General features: G+C 60.4%; 17 protein-coding genes. 8 read left to right on the top strand and 9 right to left on the bottom strand.

Features of this window, described 5'->3' with window-relative positions:
* Window positions 1-16 precede the first annotated feature (16 nt).
* The 3 genes from WKS99_RS04425 to WKS99_RS04415 all read left to right on the top strand — a co-directional run bounded on the left by WKS99_RS04425 (window position 17) and on the right by WKS99_RS04415 (window position 1,858).
* Complete coding sequence (locus tag WKS99_RS04425; RefSeq protein ID WP_340405391.1) at window positions 17-247, top strand: hypothetical protein; 231 nt, start codon at window positions 17-19, stop codon at window positions 245-247.
* A gap of 98 nt (window positions 248-345) precedes the next feature.
* Complete coding sequence (locus tag WKS99_RS04420) at window positions 346-753, top strand: hypothetical protein (protein ID WP_186852347.1); 408 nt, start codon at window positions 346-348, stop codon at window positions 751-753.
* Between the two features lie 46 nt (window positions 754-799).
* Window positions 800-1,858, top strand: coding sequence for a flavodoxin family protein (locus tag WKS99_RS04415; protein WP_340405390.1), 1,059 nt, complete (start codon window positions 800-802; stop codon window positions 1,856-1,858).
* An 88-nt stretch (window positions 1,859-1,946) separates the two neighbouring features.
* Here the strand turns inward: WKS99_RS04415 and malQ are convergent, their stop codons facing one another.
* Window positions 1,947-3,455 carry a 4-alpha-glucanotransferase gene (gene malQ / locus WKS99_RS04410; protein ID WP_340405389.1) on the bottom strand — a complete coding sequence of 503 codons (1,509 nt, stop codon included), beginning with the start codon at window positions 3,453-3,455 and terminating at the stop codon, window positions 1,947-1,949.
* A gap of 260 nt (window positions 3,456-3,715) precedes the next feature.
* Here malQ and WKS99_RS04405 point away from each other — a divergent pair, with 260 nt between their 5' ends.
* The 3 genes from WKS99_RS04405 (at window position 3,716) to WKS99_RS04395 (ending at window position 6,441) form a co-directional block, all read left to right on the top strand.
* Entirely contained in the window at window positions 3,716-4,348 is a 633-nt protein-coding gene (locus tag WKS99_RS04405; RefSeq protein ID WP_186852344.1) for a cytidylate kinase-like family protein, read from the top strand.
* A gap of 26 nt (window positions 4,349-4,374) precedes the next feature.
* Window positions 4,375-5,037 carry a gamma-glutamyl-gamma-aminobutyrate hydrolase family protein gene (locus tag WKS99_RS04400; RefSeq protein WP_340405388.1) on the top strand — a complete coding sequence of 221 codons (663 nt, stop codon included), beginning with the start codon at window positions 4,375-4,377 and terminating at the stop codon, window positions 5,035-5,037.
* Between the two features lie 63 nt (window positions 5,038-5,100).
* Window positions 5,101-6,441: a D-alanyl-D-alanine carboxypeptidase family protein gene (locus WKS99_RS04395; RefSeq protein WP_340405387.1), complete on the top strand. Its 1,341-nt coding sequence runs from the start codon at window positions 5,101-5,103 to the stop codon at window positions 6,439-6,441.
* A 55-nt stretch (window positions 6,442-6,496) separates the two neighbouring features.
* On the opposite strand, the gene WKS99_RS04390 is transcribed toward WKS99_RS04395, so the two are convergent.
* The 8 genes from WKS99_RS04390 to WKS99_RS04355 form a co-directional block, all read right to left on the bottom strand.
* On the bottom strand, window positions 6,497-8,362 hold the full coding sequence (locus WKS99_RS04390) for an S-layer homology domain-containing protein (protein WP_340405386.1): 1,866 nt from the start codon (window positions 8,360-8,362) through the stop codon (window positions 6,497-6,499).
* 111 nt (window positions 8,363-8,473) lie between these two features.
* Window positions 8,474-9,715, bottom strand: coding sequence for an ABC transporter permease (locus WKS99_RS04385; protein ID WP_240288674.1), 1,242 nt, complete (start codon window positions 9,713-9,715; stop codon window positions 8,474-8,476).
* The gene (locus tag WKS99_RS04380; RefSeq protein WP_147572772.1) at window positions 9,712-10,452 is read right to left on the bottom strand and encodes an ABC transporter ATP-binding protein; all 741 of its coding nucleotides are present in this window, start codon (window positions 10,450-10,452) and stop codon (window positions 9,712-9,714) included. Before WKS99_RS04380 ends, WKS99_RS04385 begins: the two co-directional genes overlap by 4 nt.
* A 5-nt stretch (window positions 10,453-10,457) precedes the next feature.
* Window positions 10,458-12,089 (bottom strand): efflux RND transporter periplasmic adaptor subunit, encoded by a 1,632-nt coding sequence (locus WKS99_RS04375; protein ID WP_186852340.1) that lies wholly within the window; start codon window positions 12,087-12,089, stop codon window positions 10,458-10,460.
* Window positions 12,090-12,335: 246 nt separating this feature from the next.
* On the bottom strand, window positions 12,336-12,506 hold the full coding sequence (locus WKS99_RS04370) for a hypothetical protein (RefSeq protein WP_186852339.1): 171 nt from the start codon (window positions 12,504-12,506) through the stop codon (window positions 12,336-12,338).
* A 156-nt stretch (window positions 12,507-12,662) separates the two neighbouring features.
* Window positions 12,663-13,481: a Cof-type HAD-IIB family hydrolase gene (locus WKS99_RS04365; RefSeq protein ID WP_186852338.1), complete on the bottom strand. Its 819-nt coding sequence runs from the start codon at window positions 13,479-13,481 to the stop codon at window positions 12,663-12,665.
* A 54-nt stretch (window positions 13,482-13,535) separates the two neighbouring features.
* Window positions 13,536-15,938 carry a ferrous iron transport protein B gene (gene feoB / locus WKS99_RS04360; RefSeq protein ID WP_262669009.1) on the bottom strand — a complete coding sequence of 801 codons (2,403 nt, stop codon included), beginning with the start codon at window positions 15,936-15,938 and terminating at the stop codon, window positions 13,536-13,538.
* A 180-nt stretch (window positions 15,939-16,118) separates the two neighbouring features.
* Window positions 16,119-17,297 carry a pyridoxal phosphate-dependent aminotransferase gene (locus WKS99_RS04355; protein ID WP_147572764.1) on the bottom strand — a complete coding sequence of 393 codons (1,179 nt, stop codon included), beginning with the start codon at window positions 17,295-17,297 and terminating at the stop codon, window positions 16,119-16,121.
* 161 nt (window positions 17,298-17,458) lie between these two features.
* On the opposite strand from WKS99_RS04355, the gene WKS99_RS04350 reads away from it, so the two are divergent.
* Both WKS99_RS04350 and WKS99_RS04345 read left to right on the top strand, forming a co-directional pair.
* Window positions 17,459-18,421, top strand: a complete 963-nt coding sequence (locus WKS99_RS04350) for a LysR family transcriptional regulator (protein WP_147572762.1) — start codon at window positions 17,459-17,461, stop codon at window positions 18,419-18,421.
* Between the two features lie 166 nt (window positions 18,422-18,587).
* Window positions 18,588-19,499 (top strand): phosphate acyltransferase, encoded by a 912-nt coding sequence (locus tag WKS99_RS04345; RefSeq protein ID WP_186852336.1) that lies wholly within the window; start codon window positions 18,588-18,590, stop codon window positions 19,497-19,499.
* Window positions 19,500-19,692: the final 193 nt, after the last annotated feature.

Here is a 19,692-nt window from a genome sequence, read left to right as displayed (position 1 = left end):
AGGAGGACAGAACAGAATGAAACGGAGCAAAAAAGACACTCTGATTTCTATTGTCATCCTGCTTGCGTTTTTCATCCAGCTGAAGCGTGGGTTCAATCCCCCTGAGCTGGAGCCTGGTATGATTCCGGGTGGACTTTTTCTCAGCACTGAGGAGGGTATTGTCGTTTCGGCCATTCTGTCCGCCTTGCTGGTGTGGGGCATCCTTGAGCTCTTGTTCTGGGTATATACCAAGATCAGGAAAAAATAACTTGGTCAGCTGCTTTGTTTTACCATGCGGACATCCTACCTTGAAAGAAGGCGATTTTATGTCCCTTACTTTGCCCTGGATCATAAAGGAGGTACTCCATGAGAGAAAAAATTTTGGCCCACCCTATCCGCTGGCTTATCGGTCTGTGTGCTTGTCTGGTGTTTTTCGGTTGCTTCGGCTTCCCTATCTACAATTTCACCACAGGGCGGCGGTTTGGCAGCTGGTATTTGCTGCTAGCGCTCTGCTTCTTTTACTATGAAATCGGACAGATCCTGGGTGTGCTGCATAGCCGGTGCAAGGTGCGGAGATCAGCCGCCCTGGCCCTCGGTATGACGTTGCTGGGGCTGGCCTGCCGGTTCTTGATGGAGTTTGGCGAGGTGTCCAATACCGAAGACTTTACGCTCCCCAATGTGGCGCTCCACCTCTTTGTTGTCGTGGCGCTTACCACCCTGGGGTCCCTGTCCCCTGTCGTGGACAACCAGCGGCCGCCCCTGAGAAATGGCTGAGTTTCCCCGGCGCCCCCGTACATCAACTTTTGAAGAAGGCGATCTCATGTCCCTCGTTTTGATTCATCCATACCCTGACCGGCCGGAGGCGGACACCCGCCTGTCCGGCATTCTCGCCCACGCCCTGGCGGGCCGGGCGGGGAGAACCATCCGCACCGCGGAGGATCTGGAGAGGCTAGAGGGCCAGAGGCTCCTCTTCGCCCTGCCTCTGGGGGCGGAGGGAGTGAACCTGGAGTATGTCAGGATGCTGGCCCGGATGCGCCGGGAGCCGGAGCTGCTGGCGGGCTGTACTGCCGGGCTGATCGTGGACGGGACCTCTCACCTGTACACCAAGTCCGCCGCCGCCGAGCTGACACTGGCCGCCAACCTGGCGGGCTGTTCCTTTGTGGGCCGCCCCCTGGTGGAGGGGACGGGAGACCTGTCCAACTTCAAGGTCCAGGCCAATAATCTGGGGACGGACCTGGCGGGAGCCTACCGGGCTGCCGCCCAAGAGCTGACAGAACGGCTGGAGCAGCCCGCTGATCTGACCCAGGACAGCCCGGAGCTGCTGGTGCTCCACGCCTCCAGCCACCATACCTCCAACACCATGGCCCTGTGGGAGCAGACCAAAAAGCGGCTGGGGGACCGGTTTATTTATACGGAAATCGGTTTGCGCAATGGCACCCTGTCCGACTGCTCCGGCTGCCCCTACACCATGTGCCTCCACTTCGGAGAAAAGGGGGGGTGCTTCTACGGCGGGCTGATGCAGCAGGAGGTCTATCCCGCTGTCCGCCGGTGCCAGGGGGTGGTTATGCTGTGCCCCAATTACAACGACGCTCTGTCCGCCAACCTCACCGCCTTTGTGAACCGGCTTACCGCCCTGTTCCGCCAGACCCGCTTTTATGACAAGGCCCTGTTCGCCATCGTGGTTTCTGGCTATTCCGGCGGGGATATTCTGGCCCGCCAGCTCATTGCCGCCATGAACATGAACAAGTCCTTTTTCCTGCCGGGGAAGTTTGTCATGCTGGAGCGGGCCAACGACCCAGGGGAGGCCCTGGCCGCTCCAGGCGTGGGGGAGAGGCTGGACCGCTTTGCCGGCAATATCAAGCGGACCCTGCTGAAATGAAGTGCCGGAGCCGCCCCAAAAGGGGCGGCTCCGGCGTTTTGCTACAGAGCTCGGAACACCTGGCGGTAACAGAAGCTGGGATTTCCATTCAACGGGGCCCGCCATTTTCATTCTGACTGGGAAGGCGCTGATATACCTTCATCTCCCGGTGAAGCCGCCGGGCCAGCTTAGGGCCGTAGCTGCCGGGAAGGGCGCGCCACTGCCAGTTACCGCCCAGGGTGGAGGGAATGTTCATTCGGGCCTCGGAGCCCAGGCCCAGCAGGTCCTGCATCTGGACCACGGCCAGACCGGCGGGGGAGGCCCAGGCCGCCCGCATCATCCCCCAGTGGTATCCCTCCCCGCGGCTCAGGCGCAGATACTCCTTGGCAAAGGCGGCCTCTTTCCGGGGGGCGGAGGCCATCCAGCCGCGGATGGTGTCATTGTCGTGGGTGCCGGTGTAGACCACGCAGTTGGTGGGGTAGCAGTGGGGCAGATAGGCGCTGCCCAGCTCCCGGCTGCCAAAGGCGAACTCCAATACCTTCATTCCAGGATAGCCGGTCTCTTCCAGCAGGCGGTGGACCTCCGGAGTGAGAAAGCCAAGGTCCTCGGCGACGATGTTCTGTTTCCCCAGGGCGCTGTTCACCGCCTGGAAAAAATCCAGGCCGGGGCCGGGCCGCCAGCGGCCGTTGCGGGCGGTGGTGTCCCCGTAAGGGATGGCGTAATAGGACTCGAAACCCCGGAAGTGGTCGATGCGCAGCGCGTCATAGAGGCATAACTGATAGCCGACGCGGTGCAGCCACCACTGGTAGCCGTCCCGCTTCATCCGTTCCCAGTCAAACAGGGGGTTACCCCAGAGCTGGCCGTCCTCAGAAAAGGCGTCCGGGGGACACCCGGCCACTTCGGTGGGGCAGCCCCGGTCATCCAACTGAAACTGCTTCGGACTGGCCCACACGTCGGCGCTGTCCAGGGCGGTGTAGATGGGCAGATCCCCCAGGATGGAGACGCCCTTCTCGTTGGCATAGGACTTCAGCTTTTTCCACTGCTGGCAGAACAAATACTGAACACCCTTCCAGAAGTTCACCTCGCCAGCTAGCTGAGTCCGGGCCGCCTCCAGGGCGGCGGGCTCCCGCAGCCGGATCGGCTGGGGCCACTCCTGCCAGGAGCGGCCGTCAAACCGCTCTTTCAGGGCCATAAACAGGGCGTAGTCCTCCAGCCAGTCAGCCTCGCCCAAACAAAAGGAATGGAAGCGGGCATCCCCCCGCTCCAGCAGCCGGGCGCAGGCCTTCCGCAGAACGGGATAGCGCGTTTTGTATAGCAGCCCATAGTCCACACGGGCCGGGTCCTCCCCCCAGTTCAGGCGCTGATATTCCTGCCGCTCCAGCAGTCCCTCCGCCGCCAGATCATCCAGATCGATGAAATAGGGATTACCGGCCCAGGAGGAGAAGGACTGGTAGGGGGAGTCGCCATAGCTGGTAGGGCCCAAGGGCAGGATCTGCCAGAAGGACTGTCCGGCAGCGGCCAAAAAGTCGATGAACTCCCTGGCCGCTGCCCCCAGGGCGCCGATGCCCCAAGGGGAGGGGAGGGAGGAGATGGGCAGCAGCACCCCGGCTTTTCTCACGTTGGAGTCCGCCTTTCTGTCTGTGTTTTCCGCCCCGGATCAGAGGGGGCGGTATCTTATTTTACCCCCTGGGGGGACGGTCCGCAACCGTTTTATCAGGGAAAACCGGAGGAATGGCCTTCTCAGAGCTGTTTTAGGGTCCGGCCCAGTTTTCCATTGTCATTTTTCGGTTTATCCGCTATAATATATTTAACAACAAAAGAAAATTTGTTGGATACCTGACGGTTTGGTATCATATCTTTAGGATCAGGAGGCGCACTATGAGTAATTACGTCATTTCCATCAGCCGCGAATTTGGCAGTGGAGGCAGACTGATTGGCAAGCGCCTGGCTGCCCAGCTGGGCATCCCATGCTATGACCGGACCATCATCCAAAAGACGGCGGAGAAGAGCGGCCTGTCCCCGGACTTTATTGCCCGTGCGGAGGAGCGGGCCCGCAGCCGCTTCCATTTGTCCATTACCCCCATCGGGATCGGGACCCCCGCCTTTGCCCACCAAGGTGTGCCCGTCAGCCACCAGGCCTTTTTCGCCCAGGCCGACGTGATCCGGGAGCTGGCCGACGAAGGCCCGTGTGTTATTGTGGGGCGGTGCAGCGACTATGTGCTGGGGGATCGGCCAGAATGTCTGAAGGTCTTTGTCCACGCCGATCTGCCCAGCCGGGTGACCCGGTGTGTGGAGGAGTACCACATCCCGTCAGACGACATGGAACGGCGCGTCATCCAGATGGACCGGGGGCGCGCTAACTACTACAATTATTACACCGGCCACACCTGGGGCGATATGCGCCGCTATGACCTGACCCTTAATTCCAGCACTTCTGGTATTGCCGGAGCGGTGGAGCTGATTTGCGCGCTGGTCCGGTCTAGAGCGGCGGTAGATGCCCAGCAGAGCTGACCGGGCCCCATCAGAGAGGAGCTTTTATGGACCATCTCCCTTCCATCCAGATTTCTGGTCAGGCCGGACGTATGGATAACTACTGTCGGGCGGCCTGTGAAACAGGGGCGAGGCCTGTCCCCAGCTGCTGCCCATCCCCTGACCTGTCCTGCGCTGGGCTCATCCTGTGTGGAGGCGGGGATATGGACCCCGCCCTCTTTGGGCAGGAAAACCGGGGCTCCCAGCCCCCGGACCGGCAGAGAGACCAAGCGGAGCTGGAGCTGTTCTGGGCCTTTTTTCAGGCGGGCAAGCCAATCCTGGCGATCTGCCGGGGGATGCAGGTGGTCAATGTGGCGCTGGGGGGCACCCTGCTCCAAGACCTGCCGGGAGAAATCAGACCTTTCCATGGCGGCGGGGAGGAGGACCGGGTCCACCCTGTGCGCAGCCGGGAGGGCACTCTGCTCCACCGGCTGTACGGCCCCATATTCCCGGTGAACAGTGCCCACCACCAGGCGGTGGACCGACTGGGTGAGGGACTGGAGACCATCGCTTGGGCGGAGAGCGGCTTTCCGGAGGCTTTGATTCACACACAGCGGCCGGTGCTGGGGGTCCAGTTCCATCCGGAGCGGATGTCCTTTGACCAAAGACGGGGGGATGCGGTGGATGGAGCGCCGATCTTCCAATATTTTATGGACCTGTGCCGGGGCTAGGCCCGGCCGTATACTGACAGAGAACGGCGGAGCTGTTCCGCCTGAGGAGGATATTATATCACCATGCGCAGCTTTTTCCCGAAGGGCCGCCTGTCCAGGATGTTGGCGGCTGGACTTTTGGTATTTTTGCTCCCGGCGGTGGTCTTTGCCATACCGCCAGAGGAGCCTGGGGATCCCTCGCCCCTGGTGCTGGACAACGGCGACCCGGCGGCAGCCTATCGGGATGTGTCCGCTCTGCTGGCCCGGAGGGGGCTGGAGCGGGATCAAATCGCCCAGGTTTGGAGCCGCCTGGACCGAGAGCTCTATCACCGGCTGATGGAGGGAGCGCTGTCCCAGCGGGAATTGGAATTGCTGGTCCTGCCCTACTGCCATGTGGAAAATATGGGCCGCTATCTGGACTACGTGGAGCGGCACCCGGAGCTGACCACAGAACAGGTGGCGACCGAGGTGAATATCGGCCTGGACCGCCCATTCTATCAGGGAATCCAGATGGTGGAGGACCCGGACAGCCAGACCGTCCTGGTCAATAAGTACCACCAACTCAGCCCGGACTATAAACCTGATCTGGTCCGGATGGGGACAGCCTATACTTATGGGACAGCTTATCTCCAGCGGGAGGCCTGGGAGCAGTTCAAGGCCATGGCGGACCAGGCCCGGACGGAGGGGATTCGGCTGTGGAACGTATCCTCCTACCGCTCCTATGGGACACAGGAGCGGGTATATGACCGATATGTGTCCCAGGATGGTCAGAGCCTGGCGGACACCTATTCCGCCCGTCCAGGCTCCTCGGAGCATCAGACCGGACTGGCACTGGACATCAATACCGCCAGCGTCCAGGCCCACTTTGAGAACACGCCCACCTACGCCTGGCTGGTAGAGCACTGTGCGGAGTACGGATTTATCCTCCGCTATCCAGAGGGGAAGGAGCGGATCACCGGCTACCGGTTTGAGCCCTGGCATTACCGCTATGTGGGCAAGGACATTGCCAAGCTCTGTATGGAGCGGGACTTGACCTATGAGGAATATGTGGCCCGCCTCCCTGTCCAGGGCACAAATGGCGTGCCGGCTTTGTACATACAGGGACGGGAGCTGGAGCTGGGCTCCGGCGCTCTGATGCTGGAGGGCAGAGTTTACCTCTCTGCCGGCCGTCTGGCCCAGGCGCTGGGGTGGCGGGTCGGAACCACATTCGGCGGGGAGGAAGTCGTCCTGTACGGCGGGGAGCACTGGTATACGCTGACGACCGGCCAGAACAGTCAGCGGGACGGCCAAAGGGTAGAACTGTCCGCCCCGGCGCTGATGCTGGAGGGGGAGCTGTACCTGGCCCTGGATGACTTGAATTTCCTGTTGGAGCTGGATCTCGGCTTGGAACAGACCTATGTTTCCGATACCACTCCTGCCATGTGACAAATAAGACCGCCCCGGCGCCTGAAAAGGCGCCGGGGCGGTCTTTCTGTTTTAGTTAGATGCTTCGGGCTACGATGACCCGGATACGGCCTCCCAAGGATTCAGACTTGTCATACCAGCCACTTAGCTCAAAGCGGCCGCCCTGGACTCTGGCCAGGGTGGACAAATAGTACGCCCCGTCCTGGTACTCGTAGACCATCAGATTGTCGGAGAGGGTATATCCCTTGGAACCGGACAGGAACTGGCCCCCGCTGGCCTCGCCCTTGCCGGCGAGTGTCAGGGAGTAGAGCCCGTCAGGATGGGCAGGGTCGCCCTTAATGCGGATCGGCCCCCGCTCCACAGGGTAGCGGGTCGTGCTCTGGGGAAGGGAGATCTGCTGTCCTCCTACATCCAGCTCGTAGCTGTAATAGGAGGAAAATTCCCCGGCAGACGTACTCTCCATGCGGGTGAGGATGCCGTACCGGTAAGCGTCGCCGGTCACATCGTTGAGTACCAGTGTCTCGATTTCACCGGAGCCGTTTAGGGAGTGGTACTTGACCATGCTGTCGGTCAGTTCCAGTCCGGCCAGACGGCTGGGATAGATCCGCGCGCCCTGCCCATCGCTGACATCCAGAATCTCTGCACCCTCCGCAAAGGGGTGGCTGCCCAGCTTGGTGCCGGCGGCGTTCACCTTGCCGGTGAGAGAGGCGCTGGTCAGGCCCTTCAGGGTCACCTTTCCTTGGTCATCCACCGCGGCTCGGACCAGGGCTCCCTCTTTGACAGAGCTGGTGGTCTGATAGCGGTAGGTCTGGCCATCCGTGGACAACAGCGTCACAGTTTTGGCCTGATAGGTGCCGCCCTTGCCATCGGGGTAAGAGGAATTGGACACTGAGGTGACCACGCCCACCTGCTGGCTCTCATCGGCGGATAGGGCCCCTATCACAGCGGCCACACCCCCCTCGCGTCCCAACAGCAGGGTCACTGTGTCGCCCAGAGCATATTCTCCCAGTGTGGAAAGGGAATAGGCGGCAGAGGAGGTTTCAATGGTGCAGGTCCTTCCAGATACCGTGACAGAGGTAGGGTTAGAGGCGCTGGGCTCCAGGGCCTGGATCGTGCCTGTTACCTTGTCGGAGTAAGCCCACAGGGTGCGCATGGCCCGGTTCCAATAGACCACGTCGTAGTTCTGAATGGCAGACAGCGTGGACACGCCGCCGTTGCGGTAAACCTTGGCCTGGGCCGGGTCAAAGGAGAGGGAGGACTGCCAGTTCCCCTGTGCGACCACCGGGCCCTCCATCTGTCCGCTGATCAAGGCCACCAGGTCGATTTCACCAGCGGCGTTGAGGGAATAGCCGAGACTCTCCAGGTAGGGATGCCCCTCCTTGGTGTTGGCGGTCATCAGGTTATAGAACAGGTACATGGCATCCTGCCGGGTCAGAAGGGTAGAGGGCCCGGCAGCGGTCACACCCTGGTCCAGCTTTAGACTGTGATACATGGCAAGCTGTCCGGTGGGGTAGGCGCCTGAGAAATCACTGGGGCCATAACCCAGAAGCTGCAGGGCAATGGTCACGCCCTCGGCCAGACTGATCTCCCGGTTGGGGCGGAAAGTACCGTCTGTGTAGCCGGATACCAGTCCAGCGGCCACTCCCGCCTCCACATAGCCGGAGGCCCAGTGGCTCCGTGGGACATCGGGGTAGGGGGAGGTGGCGGCCTGACCGATTTGCTCCCCGCCGGGCGTGGCTTTGACAGCCATGGTGATAAACTCCGCACGGGTGACCCGGCTGGACAAATTCATGTTGCCATTGGTGTCCCCCACCATGATGCCTAGGGCGTTGACCACTTGGATGGCCTCCTCCTGCTGGGGCTGGCTTGCCGCGCGAGCGGGGAGAGCCAAGCCCAGCACCAGACAGGCGGTCAACAGGGCGGATGTGAATTTTTTTCTCATTTTAATGGCTCCTTTTTTCATCAGAGGTCAGAAGATTGAGCGTCCAACGGGGCCCTAAGGAAAAAACGACCGTTAGAAAGGGACCGCCGCGCTTCTTCTGTCTCTAATTTATCAGTCATATCGCAGCGCGTCAATAGGATTCAGCTTGGCCGCCTTGTTGGCGGGCAGATAGCCGAACAGGACACCGATGCCCACAGACACCCCGAAGCTGATGGCAATAGCGCCCAGAGTAGGAGTGGCGTTAAAGACGGCGCCGCCCATCTGGGCGGACAGCATCCCACCGAACAATGCCCCCAGTCCCATCGCCAGCAGACAGCCCAGGCCGATGCCCAGCAGCCCGCCAATGGCGGAGGTGGTCCCGGCCTCGATGACGAACTGGCGGCGGATGTCCCGCCGTTTGGCGCCCAGAGATTTCCGAATGCCGATTTCACGGGTGCGCTCGGTGACGGATACCAGCATGATGTTCATGATGCCGATGCCCCCTACTAACAGGGAGATGGCGGCGATGGCCACCAGTACCCCCATGGCCACCCCCATCATCAGGTTGATCATTTCGGCCTGCTCCGCCATGGTCTGGGTGTAGAAGGCGTCATAATCCCCGTCAAAATACTCCAGCAGCATACTGTCGATGACCATTCGCGCGGCGGCCGCTGTTTCGCCGGAAGTGCTGGTGAACATATACAAGGTCACGTTCCGGGTGCCCAGCATCTCCAGGGCGTTCTCATAGGGGATGTACACCTGGTCGTCAGGGCCGCCCTCCTCCATGTTCTCCCGGATTTGCTCCAGCACGCCGATGACAGTGTAAGCCTGACCGTTGATGGTCAGAGTCTGGCCCAGGGCGTCGCCCCCAAAGGCGTTTTCCGCCAGATAGCTTCCAATGACACACACCTGGCTTCGCCGCTCCACGTCCAGCCAGGAGAGGAACCGTCCCTGGCCCAGCTTCTCCCCGCCGTCGATGGTGCCCTTGGTACTGTTGTTGAACATGACCTCGCTGACTCCGTAGAGAGAGGTCTTGTCAAATTTTTCGTCCCCCTTGCGGACGGTGGCCTGGGCGTCCACATAGGGGGAAACACCGGAGAGCACGTCCGGGTTTTCCTCCACCAGATCATACATATCCTGGGGGTCCAGGGTAGAGGTGGACCCATCCCCTCGTCCCCAGACATAGGTCATCATCATGTTGACCCCCAGCTTATCCACCTGCTGCTGCACCATGCCGGTCAGGCCGTTGCCCAGGGCCAGGATAATGATGACGGCGGCCACGCCGATGATGATGCCCAGCATGGTGAGCAGGGAGCGCATCTTGCTGGTGGCCAGGGCCTTGATGGCCAGGCGGAAGGACTGTCCATAGTTCATACCGCCTCCACCTCCTCGTCCGCCGCGTCGGGCTGGACCACCGCCCGTGGATCGTGGGCGTCCCCGTCATAGATGACCTTGCCGTCCTGAAGGCGGATGATGCGGTCCGCCTTGACGGCGATGGAGTTATCGTGGGTGATGAGGACCACCGTGTCCCCCTCCCGATTGAGCTTTTTCAAAAAGCCCAGTACCTCCCGGCCTGTTTTGGAGTCCAGGGCTCCAGTAGGCTCGTCAGCCAGGATGACCGAGGGGTCCCCGGCCAGGGCACGGGCGATGGATACCCGCTGCTGCTGGCCGCCGGAGAGCTGGCTGGGCAGATTCTTTTTCTTGTCCGCCAGTCCCACCCGCTCCAGAGAGCGGATGGCCCGCTCCCGACGCTGGTCGGCGGGCACGCCGGCGTAGAGCAGGGGAAGCTCCACATTTTCCAGCACAGACAGCTTGGGGATCAGGTTGTACTGCTGGAAGATAAAACCCAGCATCTTGTTGCGAATGTCCGCCTGCTGGTCGTCCTCCATGGTGGACACATCCACACCCCCCAGATGGTAGGTGCCGGAGGTGGGCACGTCCAGGCAGCCGATAATGTTCATAGCTGTGGACTTGCCTGAACCGGAGGAGCCTACAATGGCCACGAACTCCCCCTGGTCGATGGTGATGTTCACCCCATCCAGGGCATGGACTGTCTCCTCCCCCATCGGATAGATCTTATATATGTCCTTCAGTTCGATGAGATGTTCCAAGCCGGTCAGCCTCCCATCGCAACGGCGCCCATGGAGCCGGTGGCCTGGTCAGGAACCAGCACCACCTCGTCCTGAGACAGTCCGGAAGTGATCTCGATGTACTCCTCGTTGCTCCGTCCCAGCTCCACAGGGCGGCGCTCCGCCTTGGAAAGATCGGCTATGGTGAGGCCATCCTCAGAAAGTGTGCCCGGTCCGGCTACCAGCACAGTGCCGTCGCTGTTGACGGCGGACACCGGGACACAGAGGACGCCCGTGGTCCGCTCGACAACGATATCGGCGGACACGTTCATGCCTGGATTCAGGTCGCCGAACTCCCGCAGCAGAATGGTGACGGGATAGGTGGTAAAGCCGTTGGTGGTGGTGCCGTTGATGGACACCCGGTCCACTACGCCTTGAAAGACCTGTCCGGGCAGCGCCTCGGCGGTGATGTCTACCTCCTGACCCTCCTGGACCTGGTTCAGGTCCAACTCACTGATGTTCATGGTCAGCTTCAGACTGCTCATGTCATAGAGAATGGCCAGGGAGCCGGCGTCCATGCCGTCTACCTTGTCACCCACCTTATAGTTCTTCTCAATGATCGTGCCGGAGATAGGGGCGGTGATGGTGTAGCTCTCCAGGGCGTCCTGGGCCCTTTGGAGGGCCAGCTGGGCATTTTCCACGGAGATGGCGCTGTTTTCCAGGGCGCTCTGGGCCCCATCGCCCCCCAGGGTGACCAGGGCAGTACCGGCGGACACCCTGCTGCCAGCGGTGACGTGGACGGCAGTCACCTCGCCGGAGGTCTGGGCCACCACGGTCTGGCGCGTATTTTCCTCAAAGGAGCCGCTTCCGGCACAGGCGATGTCCCCCACAGTGGCGGTGGCCGAATTGGCGGAGGTTAGAGCGCCTGGGTTATCCACCCGTATCTTCACCTGCCGGACCAGAGCACCGCCATTTCCCACCAGCTCGGCGGAGGAGATGGACTCCACTGTGCCGGACAGCACCTCCATGGTGCCGGCGATGGTCACCTGGGCCCCCTGACCGGGGGACAGGCTGGAGGCATCCGCCGACTGGAAGGGGAGGGTCAAGGTCATGGTGGAGTTGTCCGCCACGTCGGCAATAGGGGTGCCGGGAGAGACCAAGTCCCCCTTTTGGACGTGGACCTGTTGGACCACCCCGGCGGCGGAGGCGCTTGGGCTCATGCCGGAGAGCAGCTCATCATAGTTGAGCTGGGCCTGACGCAGGGATAACTGGGCCTGCTGAAGACCGATTTCCGCGTCCCCGGCATCCAGTTGATAGAGCAGATCTCCCTTCTCAATCCAGTCGCCCACCTCGAAGGGGGCGGCAAGCACCTCGCCGCTGACCAGGGCGCCCACCTGATAGGACTCGATGGGCGTCACCGCCCCGGAGCCGTCCACCGCCACCGTCAGATCCTGGAGAGAGGCGGGAACAGGAATGTACTGCCCGGCGGCGCTGACGCCGCCCCCTCCGCCCGACGGGCGGAGGAAAAACCACCATATCGCTAGAAGGACTACAAGGAGGATGGCCCCCCGCTTGATCCACTTCTTCTTTTTCCGGGGGACTGGAAAAAGAGGTCCCTTCTTCCCCGGCTCCTGTGGGAGCTGTATCTCCTCCTGTGTGCTGACCTGTGTCGCGTCCATAAAAAAACTCCTTATCTTCATGGCCCGAGGGCCGGTTTCGCCGGGGTGTCCCTGTGTGCTTCCATTGTACGGGACAAAGTTTATATCCATTGAAAGAATAGATGAAAATTTCATTAAAATTTGTCCCACCGCTGCCGTGACAGTTTATACCGTCCAGCAGGTGGAAGGTCAAGGGGAAATTTGTATTCCAGTGGGGGAGAGGGCATAAAAATTCCTGCCCGGTGAAACCGGGCGGGAATTTCGGCCTTATGGCTCCCCCTCCAGGGAGTGGATATGGTTCCGCAGCACCTGGCGGATATAGGCGGGAAGGCTGTATGAGTTCTGCTCCGCCAGACGGGCCAGCGCCTGGTAGCGGTCCAGTGGGAGAACGACGGCCACCGACTTTTTCGGATCGTCTACATGGGGACCTCTGTACATAAAATCACCTCCTGGTAGAACATGATACCAGATGGTAAGGGAAAGGGTGGGATTTAAGGGTATTTTCCTTAAAAAAGCTGCCGCGTCCTTAATCCCTTCAAAGAAAAGAGGAAAATATAAAAGTGCCGCCGGAGCTCCGGCGGCACGATGCGACGATTAAAGGGATGGAGAAAGTTTCGGGTCCAGGCAGTTCAGAATAGCCGCAGCCACACCGTCCTGTCCATTGTCCGCAACGACCCGGAGGGCCAGGTCCTTGACGGACTGGGAGGCGTTGCCCATGGCGATAGGAACGCCAGCCGCCTGGAGCATGGCCAGGTCGTTGTCGCTGTCCCCCACGGCGGCGCACTGGTCCAGGGGCACGCCGTACCGCTGGGCCAGCTGGGCCAGAGCAACCCCCTTATCCACCCCGGCGGGCACCACCTCGAAGTCATGGTCGTTGGAGGAGGTCAGCTCCAACCCGTCCAGGGCCCGCAGCTCCTCCAAGGGATAAGCCGGCTGATTCCAGTCCCCGTGTACCTTGGTCAAGGGCAGGCGGTGCTCCTCCAGATAGGCCAGGGGGTCCTCCACCACCACGGCGTTGTTATGAAAGACTGGATAGGGATAGGTCCGCAGCAGGGACTCCTTGGAGAAGGGGTCCAGGACGATCTCCTCCCCGGCGAAGATCATCAGCTCGATCCGCCGGCCCAGACACAGCTCCAGCACCCTCCGCCCCGTGTTTTGGGGCAGGTCCTGGCGCTGGAGGACCTGGCCAGTGGAGCTGTCCGCCAGCGCCGCCCCTCCCAAAGCAGATACCAGATCATCACACCCGGCCTGCCTGGCGAAAAAGCAGGCCTCAGGGATGGGACGGCCAGTATTCAGCACTACCCGAATCTCAGCGGCCCGGGCCAGGGCGATAGCCGCCTTAGAGGCCGGGGTGATCTGGCCCTGTGGATCCAGCAGCGTGCCGTCCAGGTCCAGCGAGATGAGTTTTACCATAACAGATTCCTCCTAGATCGAGAGGTCAGAGAGGCCTTCGGCCGCTCCCACCATTTAGAAAAACAGACTGCCCGCCTGATACACCAGCAGAGATACCACATAGGCGCAGCCTACCTGCCAGGCGATGGAGAACCAGGCCCACTTGGGGCTGTTCATCTCCTTGAACAGGGTGGATACGGCGGCCACACAGGGGACGTACAGCAGAATGAACACCAGCATGGAGAAGGCGGACAGGGGGGTGAAGCCAGCCATGGCCGCTGCCACCGCTCCGCTGGAGGCGGTGAGGGAGAAGCCGTAGAACATGGACAGGGAGGACACCACCATCTCCTTAGCGACAAGCCCGGTGAGCAGGGCAACAGCGGCCTGCCAGTGGCCGAAGCCGCAGGGGGCAAAGATGGGGGCGATGAGGGAGCCCAGAGTACCCAGCATACTCTGGCCGGCGTCCTCCACCATGCGCAGAGAGAAGTCGAAGGACTGGAGCAGCCACAGCACCATGGACATGAGAAGGATGAGGGTGCCTGCCTTGATGAGGAAGCCCCGCACCTTCTGCCACACATGGGTGAGCATATTGGACAGGGAGGGGAGGCGATAGGGGGGCAGCTCCAGTACAAAGGGGGCGGGCTCCCCGGCGAACAGGGTCTTTTTAAAGAACAGGCCGGACAGGATGCCCGCCGCCATGCCGATGAGATACAGCCCAAAGACCACCAGTCCGGCGTAGGGGCCGAAGAAGGCGGCGGATAGCAGCCCGTAGACGGGCAGCTTGGCCGAGCAGGACATGAAGGGAACCAGTAGAATGGTCATCCTCCGGTCCTTCTCGTTTTCCATGGTCCGGGCCCCCATGATGGCGGGCACCGAGCAGCCAAAGCCCATGAGCATGGGGATGAACGCCTTTCCAGACAGTCCGAACCGGCGGAGCAGGCGGTCCATGATAAAAGCGGCCCGAGACATATAGCCCGAGTCCTCCAGGAAGGACAGGAAGAAAAAGAGCAGGGCGATCTGGGGCAGAAAGGTGAGCACGCCCCCCACCCCGGCAATGATGCCGTCGCACACCAGGGACACCAGGACCGGGGACACTCCCGCCCCGGACAGCGCCCCGGAGAGCCAGCCGGATAGACTGTCCACGGCGGCCCCCACCCCGTTGGACAGCCAGGAGCCAAAGGGACCAAAGGTGACGACAAACATAAGCAGCATAGTCAACAGAAACAGGGGAATGGCGAACAGGCGGTGGGTGACCACCTTATCCACCTTCTCGCTGAAGGTCAGCTCGCCAGGACGGCCGCCCTTGACCACAGAGGCGGCTACCACCTTTTCGATGTACTGGTAACGGCTGTCGGCAATCAGGGTCTCCCGGTCGCCCAGGTCACTGGATCCCTCGTACTCGGCCACTACCGCATCCAGCAGGCCGGACACCCGTGCGGGCAACTTCAGGGCCTTGGCTACGATGTCGTCTCCCTCCAGCAGCTTGATGGCGGCCCAGTGGGCGGGCAGCCCGGCGGCGTAGGCGTAGTCGTGGATCAGCTCGCCCATCCGGTGGTGGATGTCATGGGTGAAGCTGTCGTACAAATCGTCAGGTTCGATTGTAAAGCCCAGGTGCATCTGACGGTGGGCGGTGTGGAGCAAGGTGTCCAGCCCCTCGCCGGTTCGGGCGGTGATAGGGACTACGGGAATACCCAGCTCCTTGGACAGCCGGGCCACGTCGATCTGGTCGCCCCGTTTAGCAACCTCGTCCATAAAGTTCAGCGCCACCACCATGGGCCGCTCCAGCTCCAGAAGCTGGACTGTGAGGTACAGATTGCGCTCCAGATTGGTGGCGTCTACGATGTCGATGATACAGTCCGGCGCCTCGCCGATAATAAAATCCCTGGCTACGATCTCCTCCATGGAATAGGGGGACAGGGAATAGATGCCAGGCAGGTCCACCACCGTCATGGACTTATCGCCCAAACGGGCGGTGCCCTCCTTCTTTTCCACGGTGACACCGGGCCAGTTTCCTACATACTGGTTGGAGCCGGTGAGGGCGTTGAACAGAGTAGTCTTGCCGCAGTTGGGATTGCCAGCCAGAGCCACACGCATAGACCGACTGTCGTGGGCGGCGGCGTCATAGCGGCCGCCGTGGGCCTCCAGCTCATGCTCGTGGTCCCGCAGCTGCCGGCGGGCGGCTTCGGGATCTGGACCGGTCTGGAGGGTGGTCCCTCCGGCCCGCCGCAGGCGGGGCTGCCCTATGACGATCTGTTCGGCGTCCGCCCGGCGCAGGGACAGCTCATAGCCCCGGAGGGACACCTCCAGGGGGTCGCCCAGAGGGGCGATTTTATTTACCTTCACCTGGGTGCCGGGGGTCAGCCCCATATCCACTAGCCGGCGCTTCACTGCCCCGGACTGATTGCCCACAGACAGGATCGTGCCGCTCTGGCCCGGAGCCAGGTCATTGAGAGTCTTCCGCTGCACTGTCGTTTCCATCCAAGTTTCCCCTCTTTTGAAACGGTCTGCTATCACGAATCGGTTAATCTTCTCCTAACGTCATTGTAATGGAAAGGAGGGCTTTTTGCAAGGCCGTGCCTCTCCCTTTCCCTCCTCTGAACGGAAAAAGAGAGCGCCCTTTTGGGCGCTCTCTTGTGCAGTTTGTTCCATCGGGAAGACTTACTGCCGCAGTTTAGCCACAGCCTGGGCCAGCCGCTTGCAGCCCTCCACGATATTGTCATAGCTGTTGGCGAAGGAGAGGCGGAGATATCCCTCTCCGCCGGGACCAAAGACATCGCCGGGAACCAGGGCGATCTTGGCCTCATCCAGCAGATAGGAGGCCAGCTCGGCGGAGGGCTTTCCCAGGGATTTGCAGTTGATGAAGATGTAGAAGGCGCCCTTGGGGCACAGACAGCTCAAACCGGGAATGTCGTTGATGGCCTTGACGGCATAATCCCGGCGGCGCTGATACTCCTTAACCATGTCGTTGACCTCGTTCTTCTCGTCACGGAGAGCTGCCACAGAGGCCGTCTGGACGAAGGAGGGGGCGCAGGTGGTGTTATGCTGGTGGAACTTGTTGAGGACCGCGATATAGGCCTCGGGGGCGGCCACATAGCCCAGGCGCCAGCCGGTCATGGAGTAGGCCTTGGACATGCCGTTCATGGTGAAGGTCCGCTCCTTCATGCCCGGCAGGGAGGCGATGCTAATGTGCTTCTCCCCATCGTAGATGAGCCGCTCATACACCTCGTCGGAGATGACTAACAGGTCCTTCTCGATGGCCAGGTCGGCTAGGCCCTGGAGGGTATCCTGGGACAGAACGCCGCCAGTTGGATTGTTAGGGGTGATGATGACCACGGCCTTGGTCTTGTCCGTCACCTTGGAGCGCAGCTCGGCCAGGTCCATTTGGTAGCCATTCTCCTCCTTCAGAGAGTAGGTGACGGGGACGGCGCCCAACATACGGGGCACATTGTGGTAGTTGAGCCAAGCAGGGTCGGGGACCAGGATCTCGTCCCCCTCGTCCAGAATAGCGGCCAGAACAGCAAAGACAGCCTCGGACAGGCCTACGGTGACCAGCACCTCGCTGGCCTTATAGTCCACATTGTTCTGCCGCTTCAGCTTGTTGGCAATCTCCTGCCGCAGCTCCAGAGTGCCGAAGTTGGAGGTGTAAAACACGTCCCCCTTGTCCAGAGCCGCCTCAGCCGCCTTCTTGATATATTCAGGGGTGTCAAAATCGGGACGGCCAATTTCAAAATGAATGACATGCTCCCCGGCCCGCTCCATAGCCAGAGCCTTCTCATTGACTTTGCGGATGCCGGAGGGGGCCAGTTGGTCCATTCTGGCTGAAGTTTTCAGTTCCATAGCGATGATTCTCCCTTAAAATGTTAAATTGTACCCGCCGCGGAGAGGAATCCTCTTGCTGGACAGGGGGACATTCTGATATAATTCTAGCAGGTGCCGGCCGCGATGTAAAATAGCAAATCGTTGAAGGCGCTATATGATTTTCCTTATAGAGGGCTGCTATGACGGATTATAAAGAGTACATTTACGCCATATATCAGGAGAAGAGCTTTTCCAAGGCGGCAAAAAAACTATATGTGTCCCAGCCCTGGCTGAGTGCCACAGTGAAAAAGGTGGAGCAGCAGCTCCAGATCCCCCTCTTTGACCGGAGCACCAACCCTATCAGTCTTACCGATGCGGGGCGGTACTATATTGAGCAGATCGAGCGCATTATGGCCATCGAGGAGGAGATGCAGCGGCATTTCAACGAGATGCGCAGCGTCAACAATGTGGAGCTGCACATTGGCAGTTCTATGTTTTTCTGTACCTATGTGCTGCCTAAGCTGCTTACCGACTTCTGCGCTCTGTACCCCCAGGTCACCCTAACCTTCACCGAGGGGACTACCTCTGGCCTGACTGAGAAGCTGAGGGCGGGCCAGCTGGACTTTTTGCTGGAAGCGGAGTGCCCCTCTGGTAGCGACATACAGACCTTTCCCTGGGCGTCAGAGCAGATTATCCTGGCGGTTCCGGCCCACTATGAGATCAACCAGCGGCTGGAGCCCTACCGATACACCTTTGAGGGGCTGCTCCGACGGGACGAGCTGGAGCACAGGCGTCCGCCAGTCCCACTGCACCATTTCAAGGACGAGCCTTTCCTTTTACTCAAGCCGGACAACGACGTCCACGACCGGAGCCTGACCCTGTGCCGGAATGCCGGATTCACCCCCAACGTATCCCTGTACCTCAGCCAGATGATGACCGCCTATTACCTGGTGTGCGAGGGAAAGGGAATCACATTTCTGCGAACCACTATCCCAGAGTTTGTCACTCCCACCAGTGGCGTGGTGTTCTATCTGCTGGACGACCCCCAGGCATTCCGAAACATCTATTTATCCTACTCTAGGAACAAGACCAGCCCAATTCATCGGCAGCTCATCGAATTTATGCGCGGCGAAAGCCCAGGGAAGAACTGGTCCCGCCGGTGAGTGCCGCCGGACTTGTAATCACAACTTTTTCCCACAATTATCCCTGGAAAGCCTTGTTTTAGCGGAAGAAAGATGCTAAGATGGGGGAAAAGACCAGACAGAGTCCCTGTTTCCCGCTTTTGAACTGTGACGAAGGATCGATGTGAAAAAGGAGATGTTGTGTACCATGGCGCTGAAAAATTTTGATCAGATCGTGGAGCAGGCTAAGAGCGTTCAGAAGCCTAAGACTGTCGTTATCGCCGGTGCGGACGCGGAGAATATCTTGCTGGGGGCCTTTATGGCTCAGGAGGCCGGCTTTGTATTTCCCGTCCTAGTGGGCGAGGAGGAGAAGGTGGTCCCCATGCTGGAGCGGCTGGGGATGAAGGACAGGCCCTACCGCCTGGTACCCACACAGCCTGGGGAGAATGTGGCCCAGACGGCGGTGGATGTGGTCAACCGGGGCGAGGGGGATATGCTCATGCGGGGCAACACCCAGACCCGGGAGTTCCTGCTGCCCCTCCTGGTGCCGGAGAATGGGCTGCGCACCGACAAGCTGCTGGCCCACATTGACTTGGTCTGTATGCCCGAGTATCCCAAGGTCATAGCCATCGGAGATGTCACCGTCACCATTGAGCCCAATCTTCAACAGAAAAAGACCATCATCGCTGACATGGTGGATATGCTGAAGACTGTGGGTTATGAGAGGCCCAATATTGCCCTGCTATCCATGGTGGAGAAGGTCGCCTTCCATATGAAGGACACCATCGAGGCCCAGGAGCTGGTCCGAGAGCACTGCCGGCACCCCATCGCGGACTGCCAATTGGTGGGCCCTATCGCCTATGACCTGATTCTGTCCAAGGAGGCCGCCCGGTTGAAGGGCTACGACTGTCCCTTGTGTGGGGAGTTCGACGGGATCGTCGTTCCCAGTCTGCTGGCGGGCAACCTGATTGTCAAGTGCTGGCAGATGCACGCCCACGCCCAGACCTGCGGCGTGGTCATCGGGGCCAAAATCCCTGTGGCCCTCACCTCCAGAAGTGATGACAAAGAGGTGGCCTTCCACTCCCTGGCCTTCTGTACTGCCCTGTCTCAGAAGGCCTGAACTGGACCGAGAGTTCCCGGCCGGCGTCCGCGCTCCAGCGGCCGCCGGCCGGTTTTCATTTTGGTAGGCTGGAACAAAAATATCCCCCGGATAAAAATGATATCATATGAAATAAGAGAATGCCCGGTTGCCATTGACAACGGCTGGGCCTTGTGATACTTTTTTGAATATAGGAAAAGTGAAGCTGTCAAGA

Origin of the sequence: Flintibacter sp. HCN-6482, assembly GCF_037892565.1 — a bacterium.
In the GTDB taxonomy this organism is placed as follows: Bacteria; Bacillota; Clostridia; order Oscillospirales; family Oscillospiraceae; genus Lawsonibacter; species Lawsonibacter aceti.
Note: the sequence above shows the minus strand (reverse complement) of the source record. Positions and strands in the feature narration are given on the sequence as shown.